This is a genomic window from Variovorax sp. GrIS 2.14 (assembly GCF_046115955.1).
In the GTDB taxonomy this organism is placed as follows: Bacteria; Pseudomonadota; Gammaproteobacteria; order Burkholderiales; family Burkholderiaceae_C; genus Variovorax.
Genome location: NZ_JBJXIA010000002.1, coordinates 350,761 through 364,977, shown reverse-complemented (window position 1 = coordinate 364,977; position 14,217 = coordinate 350,761). Strand labels below are relative to the sequence as shown.

At 65.1% G+C, this 14,217-nt stretch carries 13 protein-coding genes; 8 read left to right on the top strand and 5 right to left on the bottom strand.

The window, feature by feature from the left end:
• Nucleotides 1-19 precede the first annotated feature (19 nt).
• The 8 genes from RCH10_RS05490 (at nucleotide 20) to RCH10_RS05455 (ending at nucleotide 9,274) form a co-directional block, all read left to right on the top strand.
• Entirely contained in the window at nucleotides 20-1,591 is a 1,572-nt protein-coding gene (locus RCH10_RS05490) for an ABC transporter substrate-binding protein (protein ID WP_409051599.1), read from the top strand.
• 10 nt (nucleotides 1,592-1,601) lie between these two features.
• On the top strand, nucleotides 1,602-2,543 hold the full coding sequence (locus RCH10_RS05485; protein ID WP_409051598.1) for an ABC transporter permease: 942 nt from the start codon (nucleotides 1,602-1,604) through the stop codon (nucleotides 2,541-2,543).
• A 31-nt stretch (nucleotides 2,544-2,574) separates the two neighbouring features.
• A complete protein-coding gene (locus RCH10_RS05480; RefSeq protein ID WP_323497682.1) occupies nucleotides 2,575-3,414 on the top strand; it encodes an ABC transporter permease in 840 nt (279 codons plus the stop codon).
• Nucleotides 3,415-3,528: 114 nt separating this feature from the next.
• Nucleotides 3,529-4,584 carry an ABC transporter ATP-binding protein gene (locus RCH10_RS05475; protein ID WP_409051597.1) on the top strand — a complete coding sequence of 352 codons (1,056 nt, stop codon included), beginning with the start codon at nucleotides 3,529-3,531 and terminating at the stop codon, nucleotides 4,582-4,584.
• Between the two features lie 8 nt (nucleotides 4,585-4,592).
• Nucleotides 4,593-5,576 carry an ABC transporter ATP-binding protein gene (locus tag RCH10_RS05470; RefSeq protein WP_409051596.1) on the top strand — a complete coding sequence of 328 codons (984 nt, stop codon included), beginning with the start codon at nucleotides 4,593-4,595 and terminating at the stop codon, nucleotides 5,574-5,576.
• Entirely contained in the window at nucleotides 5,573-6,871 is a 1,299-nt protein-coding gene (locus RCH10_RS05465) for an amino acid deaminase (protein WP_409051595.1), read from the top strand. Before RCH10_RS05470 ends, RCH10_RS05465 begins: the two co-directional genes overlap by 4 nt.
• A gap of 14 nt (nucleotides 6,872-6,885) precedes the next feature.
• On the top strand, nucleotides 6,886-7,785 hold the full coding sequence (locus RCH10_RS05460) for a MurR/RpiR family transcriptional regulator (RefSeq protein ID WP_409051594.1): 900 nt from the start codon (nucleotides 6,886-6,888) through the stop codon (nucleotides 7,783-7,785).
• On the top strand, nucleotides 7,778-9,274 hold the full coding sequence (locus tag RCH10_RS05455; protein WP_409051593.1) for an N-acyl-D-amino-acid deacylase family protein: 1,497 nt from the start codon (nucleotides 7,778-7,780) through the stop codon (nucleotides 9,272-9,274). The genes RCH10_RS05460 and RCH10_RS05455 overlap by 8 nt, the downstream gene beginning before the upstream one ends.
• A 12-nt stretch (nucleotides 9,275-9,286) precedes the next feature.
• Here the strand turns inward: RCH10_RS05455 and RCH10_RS05450 are convergent, their stop codons facing one another.
• The 5 genes from RCH10_RS05450 to RCH10_RS05430 are packed head-to-tail and all read right to left on the bottom strand — an operon-like array spanning nucleotide 9,287 to nucleotide 14,165.
• Complete coding sequence (locus tag RCH10_RS05450; protein ID WP_409051592.1) at nucleotides 9,287-10,045, bottom strand: SDR family NAD(P)-dependent oxidoreductase; 759 nt, start codon at nucleotides 10,043-10,045, stop codon at nucleotides 9,287-9,289.
• Nucleotides 10,046-10,072: 27 nt separating this feature from the next.
• Nucleotides 10,073-11,113: a VWA domain-containing protein gene (locus RCH10_RS05445; protein ID WP_323497675.1), complete on the bottom strand. Its 1,041-nt coding sequence runs from the start codon at nucleotides 11,111-11,113 to the stop codon at nucleotides 10,073-10,075.
• Between the two features lie 5 nt (nucleotides 11,114-11,118).
• Nucleotides 11,119-12,129, bottom strand: coding sequence for a DUF58 domain-containing protein (locus RCH10_RS05440; protein ID WP_409051591.1), 1,011 nt, complete (start codon nucleotides 12,127-12,129; stop codon nucleotides 11,119-11,121).
• Nucleotides 12,110-13,126, bottom strand: coding sequence for a MoxR family ATPase (locus tag RCH10_RS05435; RefSeq protein WP_323497674.1), 1,017 nt, complete (start codon nucleotides 13,124-13,126; stop codon nucleotides 12,110-12,112). The genes RCH10_RS05440 and RCH10_RS05435 overlap by 20 nt, the downstream gene beginning before the upstream one ends.
• 37 nt (nucleotides 13,127-13,163) lie before the next feature.
• A complete protein-coding gene (locus RCH10_RS05430; RefSeq protein ID WP_409051590.1) occupies nucleotides 13,164-14,165 on the bottom strand; it encodes a S1C family serine protease in 1,002 nt (333 codons plus the stop codon).
• Nucleotides 14,166-14,217 lie beyond the last annotated feature (52 nt).

The window sequence follows — 14,217 nt, the reverse complement described above, 5'->3', positions numbered from 1 at the left end:
CTGAAGCGAAGGAGTTTCAATGCGAGCCACCAACCTAGCCAAATCTGTCCTGAAACATGCCCTCGGCAGAGGCGCCTTGCTGGCGGCGCTGGCCATCGCAGCGACTGTGGCAGCGCCCGCAGCACTGGCGCAAGCGCCGCGCAACTACGCCACGCTGGCGATGGTGGCCGAGCCGCAAACGCTCGACCCGATGGCCTCGACCGCCGACCTGGTCGCGACCATCATGCAGCACGTGTTCGAGCCGCTCTACACCTTCGACGCCAAGTGGAACGTGGTGCCGATGCTCGCCGAGTCGATGCCCAAAATCTCGGTCGACGGCAAGAGCTACTCGATCACTTTGCGCAAGGGCGTGATGCTGCACAACGGCCGCGAACTGAACGCCGACGACGTGGTCGCCAGCCTGCAGCGCTGGATCGAGCAGTCGCCACGCGGCAAGGCGGTGGGCGTGCAGCTCGAGAGTCTCAAGGCCAAGGGCGCGCTCGGCATCGACATCGTGCTGAAGGCGCCGTATGCGCCGCTGGTGTCGCAGCTTGCATTGCCGAGCGGCATGGCCGCCATCATGGCGAAAGACTCGATCGCGCAGCCGCTGAAAGACTTCGTCGGCACCGGTCCGTACAAGTTCAAGGAGCGTCAGCCCGACCGCTTCGTCATCCTGACGCGCTTCGACAAATACAGCGCGCGCAAAGAGCCGGCCAACGGCTATGGCGGAAAGCGCGAGGCGCTCATCGAAGAGCTGCGCTTCGTGCCCGTACCCAACGCGAGCACGCGGGTCGAAGGTGCGCTGGCGGCTCAATACGACTTCGCCGATCTGCTGCCGGTCGAGGCACTGACGCGGCTTGAAAAGTCGGGTGGCAAGACCGTGCCCATCCTCACGCCATCGTTCGGCTTCCCGTACCTGGTCTTCAACACCAAGGAGGGCGTACTGGCCAACCAGGCGATGCGCCAGGCTGTGCAAACCGGCATGGGCGAGGGCGAGATGCTGGCCGCTGGCTTCGGCGATACGCGCTTCTTCATTGCAGAGGGCAATCACTTCCCGAAGGGCTCGCCCTTCTACTCGACCAGCGGCACCGAGCTGTACAACCAGCGCAATGGACCGAAGGCCAAAGAGGCTGCGGCCAAGGCCGGCTACAAGGGCGAGCCAATTCGCCTGATGGCCAGCCGCCAGTACGACTTTCACTACAACATGGCCTTGCTGATGGCCGAGCAGTTGAAGAAGGCCGGCTTCAAGGTCGAACTCAACATCGTCGACTGGGCAACGCTCGTGCAGCGCCGCAACGATCCGAAGTTGTGGGACATCTACGTGACGCATTCGGGCCAGTTTCCCGAGCCGATGCTGTCGCCGCCGCAGTTGGGTGACGGCGCGCCCGGCTGGTGGGACACGCCCGCCAAGAAGGCCGCGCTGCAGGCCTTCAACGTCGAGAGCGATCCTGCCAAGCGCGGTCCTTTGTGGGGCAAGGTGCAGCAAGTCGTCTACGACGAAGTGCCGTACGTGAACGTCGGCAAGTTCAACGGCCTGTCGGCCAGGAGCCCGGCGCTCGACAACTACCAGCCCGCGACCTGGCCGTTCTTCTGGAATGCGAAGATCAAGTAAGCGTCTTGCGATGTACCGCTACCTCGCTTCGCGCCTCGCGGGCATGTTGATCGTGCTCGCCATCGTGGCGGTGCTGGTGTTCATCCTGACGCGCGCCGCCTCCGGCGACCCGGTGTCGGTGCTGCTCGGCGACCAGGCTACCGCCGCCGACATCGTGCGCGTGCAAAAGGAATATGGCCTGGACAAGCCGTTGCCGGTGCAGTTCGGCTACTGGCTGCGCGAGGTGCTGCAAGGCAACCTCGGTCAATCGATTTTCCTGCAGCGGCCGGTGACGCAGGCACTGTGGGAGCGGGCCGAACCGACCACGCTGTTGTCGTTGATGGCAGTCGCCATCGCGGCGCTGATCGGCTTGCCGTGCGGCATCGTCTCGGCGGTGTTTCGCGGGCGCTGGATCGACCAGTTCTTCACCGGCATCGCGATGCTGGGCGCGAGCATTCCGAGCTTCTGGCTCGGCATCGTGCTGATCCAGATCTTCGCGGTGTCGTTCGGCTGGTTTCCGGTGTCGGGCTATGGCGCGCCCGGTGCGCCGCTGCTCGAACGGCTGCACTCACTGATCCTCCCCGCGGCCGTGCTGGGCCTGCTCAACTCGGCGCTCATCATCCGCTTCACGCGGGCATCGATGCTCGATGTGCTGGGTGAAGACTACGTGCGAACGGCGCGCTCCAAAGGCCTGTCGGAAAGCACTGTCGTGTTGAAGCACGCGCTGCGCAATGCCTTGGTGCCGATCGTCACCGTACTCGGCCTGACCGCTGCCTTGATGATCGGCGGCGCCGTCGTGACCGAGACCGTGTTCGGCCTGCCGGGCGTGGGCAGCCTGGTCGTCAATGCGGTGCTGCGGCGTGACTACCCGGTGATCCAGGGCGCGCTGCTGGTGATCGCTGCGATCTACGTGCTCATCAATTTCTCGATCGATCTGTTGTACGTCGCAGTCGATCCGCGCGTCAAACTCTGAGCGCGCAAGCCGACACACGGAACGCACAGTCATGCAGCTCCCGAGAACACTCCGCCAGCTGATGCATCGCCGCACGGTGATGATCTCCGCGCTGGTGCTACTGGTGATCGCCGTCATGGCGATCGGCGCGCCATGGTTCGCGTCGTTCGATCCCAACGACACCGCCGTGCTGGACCGCCTGAAGCCGCCGAGCGCCGAGCACCTGATGGGCACCGACGAACTGGGTCGCGACATGTACGCGCGCATCGTTCATGGTGCGCGTTATTCGCTCACCATCGCGGCACTGACGGCTTTTGGCTCGGTTGTCTTCGGTACCGCGCTGGGGCTCGTCGCCGGCTTTTTCCGTCGGCTCGATGCACCGATCATGCGAGTCGTCGACGCCATGATGTCGTTCCCCGACATCCTGCTCGCCATCGCGCTGGTCGCCATCTTGGGCGCTTCGTTAAGCAACGTGGTGCTGGCGCTGGTGCTGGTCTACACGCCACGCGTCGCGCGGGTCGTGCGGGCATCGACGTTGGTGGTTCGCGAGTTGTTGTTCGTCGAAGCCGTGCGCGCACTCGGCGTGCGAACCTCGCGCATCCTGTGGCGCCACATCCTGCCCAACCTGATGTCGCCGATCCTCGTGCAGGTGTCGTTCATCTTCGCGTACGCCATCCTCGCGGAAGCCGGCCTGTCGTTCCTCGGCGTCGGCGTACCCCCCGACATCCCGACCTGGGGAACGATGGTCGCGGGGAGCCAGCAATATGCCGACCGCGCGTTCTGGGTCGTGCTGTTTCCGGGGCTGGCGATCATCTTCACTGCGCTGTCTTTGCAGCTGCTTGGTGATGGTGTGCGTGATCTGTTGGATCCAAAGCTGAAGAAGGCGGCATGAATGGAAAGCCGTCTGCAAACAACATTGTTCAGGGGGAAACGGGATCGCATCGACGGCGTACTCCCTCGGCGCGAATCGACGAATGCTTCCGAAACCATAACTGGAGCACCTGACATGACCACCGCTCCCCGCCTCACAGTCAAGAACCTCAGCACCAGCTTTCCCACTGAAGACGGCCTGGTTCGCTCGGTGGCCGACGTCAGCTTCTCGATCCAACCCGGCAAGACCACTGCATTGGTTGGCGAGTCGGGTTCAGGCAAGTCGGTCACCAGCCTCACCCTCATGCGCCTGCTCCCCAAGACCGCCAACGCACAGGTCGCCGGAGAAACAGCATTTGCGACACGCGACGGCCGTACCGTCGACTTGCTGAAGCTCCCAGAGACCGATATGCGACGCCTCCGCGGCAACGAGCTGTCGATGATTTTTCAGGAGCCGATGACCAGCCTCAACCCGGTGTTCACCATCGGCGAGCAGATCGCAGAAAGCGTTCGGTTGCACAAGGGCCTCGACCGCAAAGCGGCGCTGGCCCACGCATTGCGCATGCTCGAACTGGTCGAGATTCCGGCTGCATCGCAGCGGCTCCACGAGTACCCGCATCAACTGTCGGGCGGCATGCGTCAGCGCGTGATGATCGCGCTGGCGATGGCGTGCGACCCGACTTTGCTGATCGCCGATGAGCCGACCACCGCACTCGACGTGACCATCCAGGCTCAGATCCTCGCGCTGATGCGACGGCTGCAGGCGGAAACCGGCATGAGCATTCTGTTCATCACGCACAACCTCGGCGTGGTTGCGCACCATGCGGACGATGTGGTCGTGATGTATGCCGGCCGAGTGGTCGAGCATGCGCCGGTGCGGCCGATGTTCGCTGCGCCGGAGCATCCGTACACGCAAGGATTGCTGGCTTGTTTGCCGGGCAAGACGGCGCGCGCCGGACAGCCGCGACCCAAGCGCTTGTTCGCGATTCGCGGGCAGGTGTCGAGCCCGTTGGCACCGCCGCCGGGTTGCGCTTTCGAGCCGCGTTGCGACCTGGCGATCGACGCTTGCCGCGCTGCGATGCCGCCATTGATCAGCACGCAGGCTGACCGCGAGGCGCGTTGCATCCGCGTGCCGGAGCACGTCGATTTGACTGGGGCTGCAACCGAAGTTTCTGAGGTGGGGGCGGCATGAGCGCGATCATGGAACAGCCTCTCATCGAGGTGCGCAACCTCAAGAAATACTTCGGCACCGGCGCGCGTCCGGTACGCGCCGTCGACGATGTTTCGTTCGCCATCAAGCAAGGCGAAACATTGGGTCTCGTCGGTGAATCCGGCTCGGGGAAAAGCACCATCGGTCGCACCTTGTTGCGACTGGTGGAGCGCACCGATGGCGAGGTGCTGTACCGCGGCCAGGACGTCGGCAAGCTGTCGGGAGGTGACATGCGACGCCTGCGCAGCAAGCTGCAGATCATTTTTCAGGATCCGTATGCGAGCCTGAATCCGAAGATGCGAATCAGCGCGATCCTCGGCGAAGCGCTTGCCACGCATGGGCTGCACAAAGGTGCCGCTGCGCGCGACAAGCGCATCGCCGAGCTGCTTGAAACGGTGGGCCTCCGCGCTGAACATGCCAGCCGGTTTCCGCACGAGTTTTCGGGCGGCCAGCGGCAGCGCATCGGCGTGGCGCGTGCGCTAGCGGTCGAGCCTGAGTTCATCGTCGCCGACGAGCCGTTGTCGGCGCTGGACGTGTCGATCCAGGCGCAGGTCATCAACCTGCTGGCCGACCTGCGCGAGCGCCTGTCGCTCACCATGCTCTTCATTTCGCACGACCTCGATGTGGTCGAGTACCTGTGCGATCGCGTGGTGGTGCTCTACCTCGGCAAGGTGATGGAAGTTGCGACGACCGCCGAACTGTTCGAGCGACCATTTCATCCGTACACCCAAGCGCTGCTGGCTGCGAGCCCGAAGCCCGATCCGCTGCAGCCGAGCGAGCATGTGGCGTTGAAGGGCGATATTCCGAGTCCGATCGCGCCGCCTTCGGGCTGCGTGTTTCGCACCCGCTGCCCACAGGCTATCGAAGCGTGTGCGCAAACCGTACCTCCGCTGGAAGAGCTGGCGCCCGGTCATTTTTCTGCCTGCATCCGCAAGGATCTGCGGGGCGCAATCGATTCGAGACTGACGACATGAATTCATCGACCCACGACCTGCTCGACCCGTTGCTGCACAGCGGCTTCAAGGGCTACCCGCGCACGCAGCCGCCACGGCTGCGCAGCGACATCGGCGCTGCGCAATGGAACGTGCTCGCCGGCGATCTGCCGCTGCCGCTGGCTGTCCTGAAGCGCGAAGCGCTGGAGCACAACCTGGCCTGGATGCAGGCCCGTGTGCGCGAGTGGGGCGTAGACCTGGCGCCGCATGGCAAGACGACCATGTCGCCGCAGTTGTTTCAGCGCCAGCTCGATGCCGGTGCCTGGGGCATGACCTTTGCAACGGTCACGCAACTGGCCGTCGGCGTGGCGGCGGGCGCGCGGCGCACGCTCATCGCGAACCAGGTGGTGAGCGACGAAGACCTCGGCGGCATTCAACAGCTGTTGCGCACCCACGAAGGACTGCGGATCGTGTTCCTGCTCGACTCGGTGGCGCAACTCGATCTCATCGAAGCCTGGTCGCACGCACATCAGGAGCACCTGCCCTTCGAGCTGATGATCGAGATCGGTGTCGACGGTGGCCGCACCGGATGCCGCACGCACGAGCAGGCCACCGCGCTGGCCGAGCGCTGCAAGGCGAGCCCGGCCGTGAAGCTGGTCGGCATCGAATGCTACGAAGGGCAGGGCGCCACCGGCGAGACGGGCCCCGACATCGCGTACACCGACACGATCATGGGCCGCGTCGAAGCGGTCGCACGCCACTGCGAAACGCACGGGCTCTTCGAGACCGACGAAGTGCTGGTGTCGGCCGGCGGCTCCGCCATCTACGACCTCGTCGCTGCACGACTCAAGCCGGCGCTCGGCATGCCGGTGCGCGGCCTGCTGCGCTCGGGCTGCTACGTCACGCACGACCACGGCACCTACCAGCGCTTTCAGGTGTCGATCGATGCCCGTCTCGGTTGCGACTGCGGCGACAGCCTTCGCCCGGCGATGGAGGTGTGGACCACTGTGCAGTCGTGCCCCGAACCACGCCTCGCCATCGTCGCGATGGGCAAGCGCGATGTGTCGTTCGACCTGTCGATGCCGACACCCATCGCGCGTGCGTTGCTTGGCGCGCAGGCCACATCGACGGTACCGGCCAGCTGGCACATCAGCGCGTTGAACGACCAGCACGGCTACCTGCGCTGGACCGCAGCCGACGATGCACTGGCGCCGGTCGTCGGCGAGCGCATCGGCTTCGGTATCTCTCATCCATGCACGACGTTCGACAAATGGCACTGGATGCCGATCGTGGAAGACGACTACCGCGTGAGCGATGCGGTGTCGATCAACTTTTGAGCATGGCAACCGCAATGACTTTGTCCCTGCTGCGACGTATCGCCGAGATCCGCGAGAGCGCGCCGACGACGCGACGCGCGATCCTCGACATGATCCTGGAAGACCCCGACCGCGTGCTCGGTGAAAGCTTCGAGCTGCTGGCCGAGCGCTCGCGCAGTTCGGTGCCGACCATCATGCGCACCTGCCGCGATCTCGGCTTTGCCGGGCTGCGCGAATTCAAGCTGGCGCTGGCACAAGAGCTGGCGCTGGGCGGCTCGCCACTGCATCGCCGCGTCAACATCGAAGACGCGGCCGACGACGTGGTTGCGAAGATTTCTCGCAGCGCGGCGGCCTCGGTTTCAGGGGTGCGCAGCCAGCTCGACATGGTGGTGCTCGAAGGTGCGGTCGCCGCCATCGCGGCGGCGCCGCACGTTGATTTGTACGGTGCGGGCGCGACCTCGTGGTTCATGGTCAACGACCTGCAGGCGCGGCTGTTTCGCCTCGGCATTTCCGCCAATGCATGGGCCGACTATCACTTGCAACAGGTCGCAGGTGCTGCGCAGCGGCCGGGCGGCGTGGTCATCGCGATTTCGCATGTTGGCGGCATGCCGTCGCTGCTCGATGCCGTCGACATCGCACGCGGCCAGGGCGCCAAGGTGGTGGCGTTGACGCGACCCGGCACGGCGCTGGCCGAGCGCGCCGACTTTTTGCTCGGTATGTCGGTGCCAGACGATGCGGTGATGCATGTCGGCATCGATGCGTACCTGGCGCATCTGACGGTCATCGAGATACTCACGGTGCTCGTCGCGCAGCGTCGTGGCGAGCCGGCGGTGCAACGGCTGCAGCGCGCACGCGAAGCCTTTCAACGGCACGGCATCGACGCGGCCACGCATCCGCTGCAAAGCTGGGACGGCGGGGGGTTGAAGCATGGCTGAATCAGCTGCGACGGGCCTCACCCTTCTTCAGGATGGCTTGGTCGTCGACGGCACCGGCGGCCCGGGCTGGCCGGGAGATATGCTGTTGCAGGGCGACCGCATCGTGGCCATGGGCGAAGGGCTTCGGCATCGCTTGCCGGCTGGCATCTACGTTGCCGAGGTCGATGTGATCGACTGCCGCGGCAAAGTGATCGCGCCGGGCTTTATCGACGTGCACACGCACGACGACGCCATTGTGTTGCGCGACCCGGCGTGCCTGCCCAAAGTGTCGCAAGGCATCACGACGGTGGTCACCGGCAACTGCGGCATTTCGCTTGCGCCGTATCGAACCCCGCAAGCAAAACCGCCGCTCACGTTGCTGGGCGCCGATTCGTTCCTGCACGCGACCATGGACGATTACCGCGCCGCCGTCGATGCCGCTCAACCCGCTCTCAATGTCGCCGCGCTGGTCGGCCACACCACCTTGCGTTTCGCAGCCATGCAGTCGCTCGACAAGGCCGCGACCCCCAATGAACTGGCGCACATGGGTGCGCTGCTCGATGCCTGCATGCAAGCGGGAGCGCACGGCTTGTCGTCCGGTCTGTTCTACGAAGAAGCCTTCGCGGCGCCGGCCGAAGAAGTCACCGCGCTGGCCCGCGTCGTCGCGCGGCATGGCGGCGTCTACGCCACGCATTTGCGCAGCGAAATGCAGGCGATCGTCGAGGCGATGCACGAGGCCGGCGACACGGCTTTCGAGGCCGGCGTGCCGCTCGTCATCTCGCATCACAAGTGTGCCGGCCCGGCCAACTGGGGCCGCACGCTGGAGACACTGCCGCTGATCGATGCGCTGGCCGGCCGCCAAGACATCGCCCTCGACGTCTACCCGTACGTGGCCGGCTCGACCGTGCTGCGCGAAGACTTGGTCGACGGCGTCATCGACGTGCTGTTGACGTGGTCGGACACGCACCCTGAAGTGACCGGTCGCCTGCTCGCAGATGTGGCGAAAGAGTGGGGCGTCGATCAGAAAGAAGCGTGCCGCCGCCTCCAGCCCGGCGGCGCGTGCTACTTCCAGATGCAGGAGGCCGATGTCGAGCGCGTGATCGCGCATCCGCGGACCATGATCGGCAGCGACGGCTTGCCGCACGACCGTCATCCGCACCCGCGTTTGTGGGGTGCGTTCCCGCGCGTTTTTGCGCGCTACTGGCGCGAGCGCAAGCTCATCACGCTGGAGCAGGCGGTGCACAAGATGACCGGCATGACGGCGCGCAACATGCGCATCGCCGACCGCGGCCAACTGCGTGTCGGTGCCATGGCCGACGTGGTCGTTTTCGATCCGGCGACCATTGCCGACACCGCGACCTACGACAAGCCGAAAAGCATCAGCGTGGGGATCGAACGGGTGTTCGTGAATGGGGTGCTGGCGTTCCGAAACGATACGGCTGCCGGCGAACGCGGCGCACCCGAGGTGCTCGCGCGTGCCGGGCGCATGCTGACGCGTGCTGCGCGATAGCCGCCTGCAGGGTCAGCCCGCGATCGAGTACCCACCGTCGACCGGAATCGCCGTACCGGTGACGAAGTCCGACGCCGCGCTCGCGAGGAACACCGCAGTCCCCGCGAGGTCTTCCGGCTGTCCCCACCGTGCCGCCGGCGCACGTGCGACCACACGCTCGCTCAAGCCTGCGACCTGCTCACGCGCGCCATCGGTCAAAGCGGTCTGAATCCAGCCCGGCAGGATGGCGTTCACTTGAATGCCATCTGCAGCCCATGACATGGCGGTCGCCTTGGTCAGCTGCACGATGCCTCCTTTGCTCGCCCCATACGCCGGTGCATACGGCGCGCCAAAGATCGACATCATCGAACCGATGTTGATGATCTTGCCGCCGCCCGCTGCCTTCATGAGCGGGTGCGCCGCACGGCTGCACAAGAACGCGCTGGTGAGGTTGGTGTCCATCACCTGGTTCCACTCGGCGAGCGTGAGCTGGTCGACCGACTTGCGCACTGTCATGCCGGCGTTGTTGACGAGGATGTCGAGCCTGCCGCAGCGCTGGGCAAGCTGATCGAAAAGCGACTGCACCGAAGCTTCATCGGTGACGTCGGCGGCGAGCGAGAAGCTGTCGCTGCCCAGCGCGATCAACGCCTCGACGGCAGCGGCTGATTTCTCGGCATTGCGCGCTGCGATCACGACGCGTGCACCGGCTTGCGCCAGGCCCTTGGCCATACCGAGCCCGATGCCGCCATTGCCGCCCGTGACGAGCGCGACCTTGCCTGTTAAATCGAACATCCGCATGTCTCCATTGCTTCTTGAAAGCTAGAGGATACGGTTGAACCAGAAGATCGAAAGGCCCGCAGAAACCACGGCCAGCAGCGCAGCGGCCAGCGCGAAGAGGGCTGAGATCTCGGTTTCCTTCTTCTCCACGGTGAGGCGCGAGCTGAGCGTGTCGTAGACCTTCTTCAGGTCGCCCGCCGTGCCTGCGTAAAAATAGTCGGCGTTGGTCTTTTGGGCGACAGCCTTGAGCGTTTCTTCGTCGAGTCGCACGCGCATCGACCAGCCTTCGAAGCCAATCGTTTCGCCGTCGACCGTACCGACGCCGACCGTGTAGACGCGCACCCCGCGGTCGGCTGCAATCTTGGCGGCATCGAGCGGGTCGACACCGGTGGTGCGCTGGCCGTCGGTCAGCATGATGATGGCAGCGGAGGTGTACGAGCCGGGCGCGACCGGCACGAACTCCTTGGGCGCTGCCTTGCCAGCCTGTTCGATCGGCACGCCGCGCTGGCGGCTCGGCGCGTTGACCTTGTCGATGTCGATGCCGGCATCGGGGAACAGCGTGGCGAGCGACATCATGATGCCGTTGCCGGTGGCGGTGCCGCGCTGCAGTTGGAACGCATCGATGGCGGTGTAGAGATCTTCGCGGTTGGTGGTCGGCAGCTGCGCCACTTGCGCGCTGCCGGCAAAGGCGACGATGCCGACCTTGACGCTGCGCGGCAGGTCTTTCAAAAAGCCCTTGGCAGCTTCCTGCGCGGCCACGATGCGACTCGGCAGCACGTCGGCGGCGCGCATGCTGCCGGACACGTCCATCGCCAAAATGATGGTTTGGTTGTTGGATGGCAGCAGCACCACGGCAGTGGGACGCGATGCGGCAATGAGCATCGCAGCGATGGCGAGCAGAAACAGAAGTGGCGGAATATGACGCCGGAAGCTCTGCCCGACGCCCATCGCCTCGCGCACGATCGACAGGCTTGCATAGCGCATCGCCAGCTTTTTCTTGCGGCGCATCAGCCACAAGTACAAGACGATCAGCAACGGCAGCGCCAGCAGCAACCACAGGAATTGAGGCCACAGAAAGTTCATGGGGGTCATGCGAAGGCCTTGATGCTGCCCGCACCCGAGCGCACCTTGCGCTTGCGCAGGTCGGCGAAGCGCACGATGGCTTCGACCAGGTCGTCATCGGTCGAGAGTTCGAGCGCGTCGACGCCGGCCTTGGCCAAAGATGCGCGCAAAGTCGCTTCGCGTTCGGCCGCGATGCGCGCGAAGCGTTTGCGGAAACCCTTGTCGTGTGTGTCGACCCATAGCTGTTCGCCGGTTTCGGCATCGCGCAACGGCACCAGTCCCAAGTCGGGCAGTTCGAGTTCGAGCGGGTCGTACAAGCGCACGGCGATCACTTCATGGCGCTGCACCAGCTGGCCCAGCGGCTTCTCCCACCCGGGCTCGCTCAGGAAGTCCGACACCACGAAAACGGTCGAGCGGCGCGGCATCAGGCTGGCGGCCGACTTCAGCATGTCGGACAGCCGTGTCATGCCCTTTTGCAGCGGCAGCGCCTCGGCCCGGCGCTCCATCGCATGCAGCAGATGCAGCACGTGGCGGCGGCCACTGCGTGGCGGAATCACCGCTTCGAGGTCGTTGCCATAGACCAGTGCGCCGACCCGGTTGCCGTGCCGCGTGAGCAGCCGCGCGAGCACGCCGACGAAGCCGGTCGAGATTTCGCGCTTGGCCTTCAGGCCCGAACCGAAGTCGACTGACCGGCTCAGGTCGAGCACGAACCAGGCCGACATTTCGCGGTCTTCGGTGAAGACGCGAACGTGCGGCGATTGCAGCCGCGCGGTCACGTTCCAGTCGATGTGCCGCACATCGTCGTGCAACTGGTATTCGCGCAGGTCGGCGAGGTCGAGCCCGGTGCCGCGCATCAGCGTGCGGTAGTCGCCTTGGAGCAGACCATCGAGCCGACGGATGACCGTCCACTCAAGTCGTCGCAACGCGCGATCCACGCCCATCGCGGGCGACGCATCGTTGGCGGCAAGCTCCGGCGGTCGCTCCTGGATGGGCGACGTTGCAGGCGAGGGGGGCGTTCTACGCCACCAGCTTTTCATGCTCTAGCGGTTTTGCAGGGGCGGGCACGGCTCTCATGATCTTGTCGATGAGGCTGTCGGGCGTGAGCCCTTCCGACAGGCCTTCGTACGACAGCGTGACCCGATGCCGCAGCACGTCCGGCACCAGCGCGGTCATGTCTTCGGGCAGCGCATAGGTGCGGCCACGCAGCAGCGCCAGCGCGCGCGCGCCTTCGGTCAGGTTGATGCTGGCGCGCGGGCTGGCGCCGAAGGTGATGAACCGGCGCATGTCTTTCAGGCCGTGCTTCTCGGGTGTGCGCGTGGCCGATACCAGCTTGACTGCGTACTGGATCAGTGAAGGGTCGACATACACGCGCCGCGCTTCGGCTTGCAATTGCGCCAATTGATCGGTTGTGGCAACCGCGGTCACTTCGACCGGCGGGCCAATCACGCGCTGCACGATGACGAACTCTTCCTCATCGGTGGGGTAATCGACCAGCACCTTCATCATGAATCGGTCGACCTGCGCTTCCGGCAGCGGATAGGTGCCTTCGGTTTCGATCGGGTTCTGCGTGGCCATGACCAGGAACGGGCGCGGCACCTTGTGCGTCTCGCCGGCGATGGTCACCTGCCGTTCCTGCATCACTTCGAGGAGCGCGCTCTGCACCTTGGCGGGGGCGCGGTTGATTTCATCGGCCAGCAACAGGTTGGCGAAGACCGGGCCGAGCGAGGTGCTGAAGTCGCCGGTCTTCTGGTTGTAGATGCGCGTGCCGACCAGGTCGGCCGGCACCAGGTCGGGCGTGAACTGGATGCGCTTGAACTGGCCCTGCACGGTTTCGGCCAGCGTCTTGATGGTGAGCGTCTTGGCCAGGCCCGGCACACCCTCGACGAGCAGATGGCCGCCGGCCAGGATCGCAACCATCACGCGTTCCAGAAAGCGGTCTTGACCGACGACTACGCGCTTCACCTGGTAGAGGATCTGCTCCATCAGCTCGGCGGTGGCGGGTGAGGGAGAGAACGACGGGTTTTCAGTGCTCATGGGATTTCGCTGGTTTCCGAAGGACGTTCGAAGGGGATCAGAACGGCGGCATGCCCGCCGCAGCCGCCGCGTTTTCTATCGGGATCGCGAAGGCGATGCCGATGAAGGTGCGGGCCTGCGTCGGGTTCAGGATGGCGGTGACGATGCCCAGCACCTCTCCCTGCATATTGATGAGCGGACCCCCCGAGTTGCCGGGATTGGCCGCTGCGTCGAACTGGATCAGGTTACCGAGTTCCTGCTTGCCTTCAGGCGAGCGAAAAGATCGCTTCAAACCCGACACCACGCCGGCCGACACCGAAGGGCCGATGCCGAACGGGAAGCCCACCGCAGCCACCTGGTCGCCTGGTTGCAGGTCGGCCGTGGAGCGCATCGTTGCCGCGGCGAGATCGTCCGGAATCTTTTGCGCCTGCAGCACGGCCAGGTCGTTTTCGGGCTGCACGCCAGTGACGGTGGCGATCGACTCGAGCCCGTCAAAAAAGGTGACCTTGATCCTGGTGGCGCCTGCCACGACGTGCAGGTTGGTCAGGATCACGCCCTTGTCGACGATCACCACACCGGTACCGACGCCGCGTTCGTTGTCGCCCTCCGCATCGGCTTCGGGCGCTTTGCCCTTCGCCATGTTTCGGCCGCGCTTTTCAGTGGTGGCCTCGGGCGTTTTCTTTTCCGGACCGTAGCTCACGACCCGCACCACGGAGGGTCGGATGATGTCGGCTGCCCTGGCGGCAGGGGACGGCAGAACGGCGGTTTGCAACGAGCGCAGCACTGCTGCGTCGATGTCTTTTTGGGTGAGGGCGCGATTGCCCTGGTGCGGCCAGTAGTAACCGCCGCCGGCGGCCATTGCAACGCAGAGAGCGAGCAAGACGGCGAAGCTTTTTCTGCCAGACCCCGTGCCTGCCGACTTGGCGCCACCAGGGGCCCCAGTCCCGGCGTTGGCGGCAGCCGTGGCCCCAGCGTCGGCCTCAGTGTTTTCCGGGGCCGAGCCGGCCGCGGGCTGCGACGGGGTTCGGGGAGATCGGCTGTACAAACCTGGCCTGCGCATCGAGGCACCTCCGGTTAAAAGAAGACGCTAGTGCGATGACGGTAGCACGCTT

Bases quoted from the DNA above. Each gene is read 5' to 3' on its own strand.
- RCH10_RS05450 (WP_409051592.1), bottom strand. From the start codon at position 10,045: ATGTTCGATTTAACAGGCAAGGTCGCGCTCGTCACGGGCGGCAATGGC.
- RCH10_RS05435 (WP_323497674.1), bottom strand. From the start codon at position 13,126: ATGAGCACTGAAAACCCGTCGTTCTCTCCCTCACCCGCCACCGCCGAG.
- RCH10_RS05445 (WP_323497675.1), bottom strand. From the start codon at position 11,113: ATGAACTTTCTGTGGCCTCAATTCCTGTGGTTGCTGCTGGCGCTGCCG.
- RCH10_RS05460 (WP_409051594.1), top strand. From the start codon at position 6,886: ATGACTTTGTCCCTGCTGCGACGTATCGCCGAGATCCGCGAGAGCGCG.
- RCH10_RS05490 (WP_409051599.1), top strand. From the start codon at position 20: ATGCGAGCCACCAACCTAGCCAAATCTGTCCTGAAACATGCCCTCGGC.
- RCH10_RS05485 (WP_409051598.1), top strand. From the start codon at position 1,602: ATGTACCGCTACCTCGCTTCGCGCCTCGCGGGCATGTTGATCGTGCTC.
- RCH10_RS05475 (WP_409051597.1), top strand. From the start codon at position 3,529: ATGACCACCGCTCCCCGCCTCACAGTCAAGAACCTCAGCACCAGCTTT.
- RCH10_RS05480 (WP_323497682.1), top strand. From the start codon at position 2,575: ATGCAGCTCCCGAGAACACTCCGCCAGCTGATGCATCGCCGCACGGTG.
- RCH10_RS05430 (WP_409051590.1), bottom strand. From the start codon at position 14,165: ATGCGCAGGCCAGGTTTGTACAGCCGATCTCCCCGAACCCCGTCGCAG.
- RCH10_RS05465 (WP_409051595.1), top strand. From the start codon at position 5,573: ATGAATTCATCGACCCACGACCTGCTCGACCCGTTGCTGCACAGCGGC.
- RCH10_RS05455 (WP_409051593.1), top strand. From the start codon at position 7,778: ATGGCTGAATCAGCTGCGACGGGCCTCACCCTTCTTCAGGATGGCTTG.
- RCH10_RS05470 (WP_409051596.1), top strand. From the start codon at position 4,593: ATGGAACAGCCTCTCATCGAGGTGCGCAACCTCAAGAAATACTTCGGC.
- RCH10_RS05440 (WP_409051591.1), bottom strand. From the start codon at position 12,129: ATGAAAAGCTGGTGGCGTAGAACGCCCCCCTCGCCTGCAACGTCGCCC.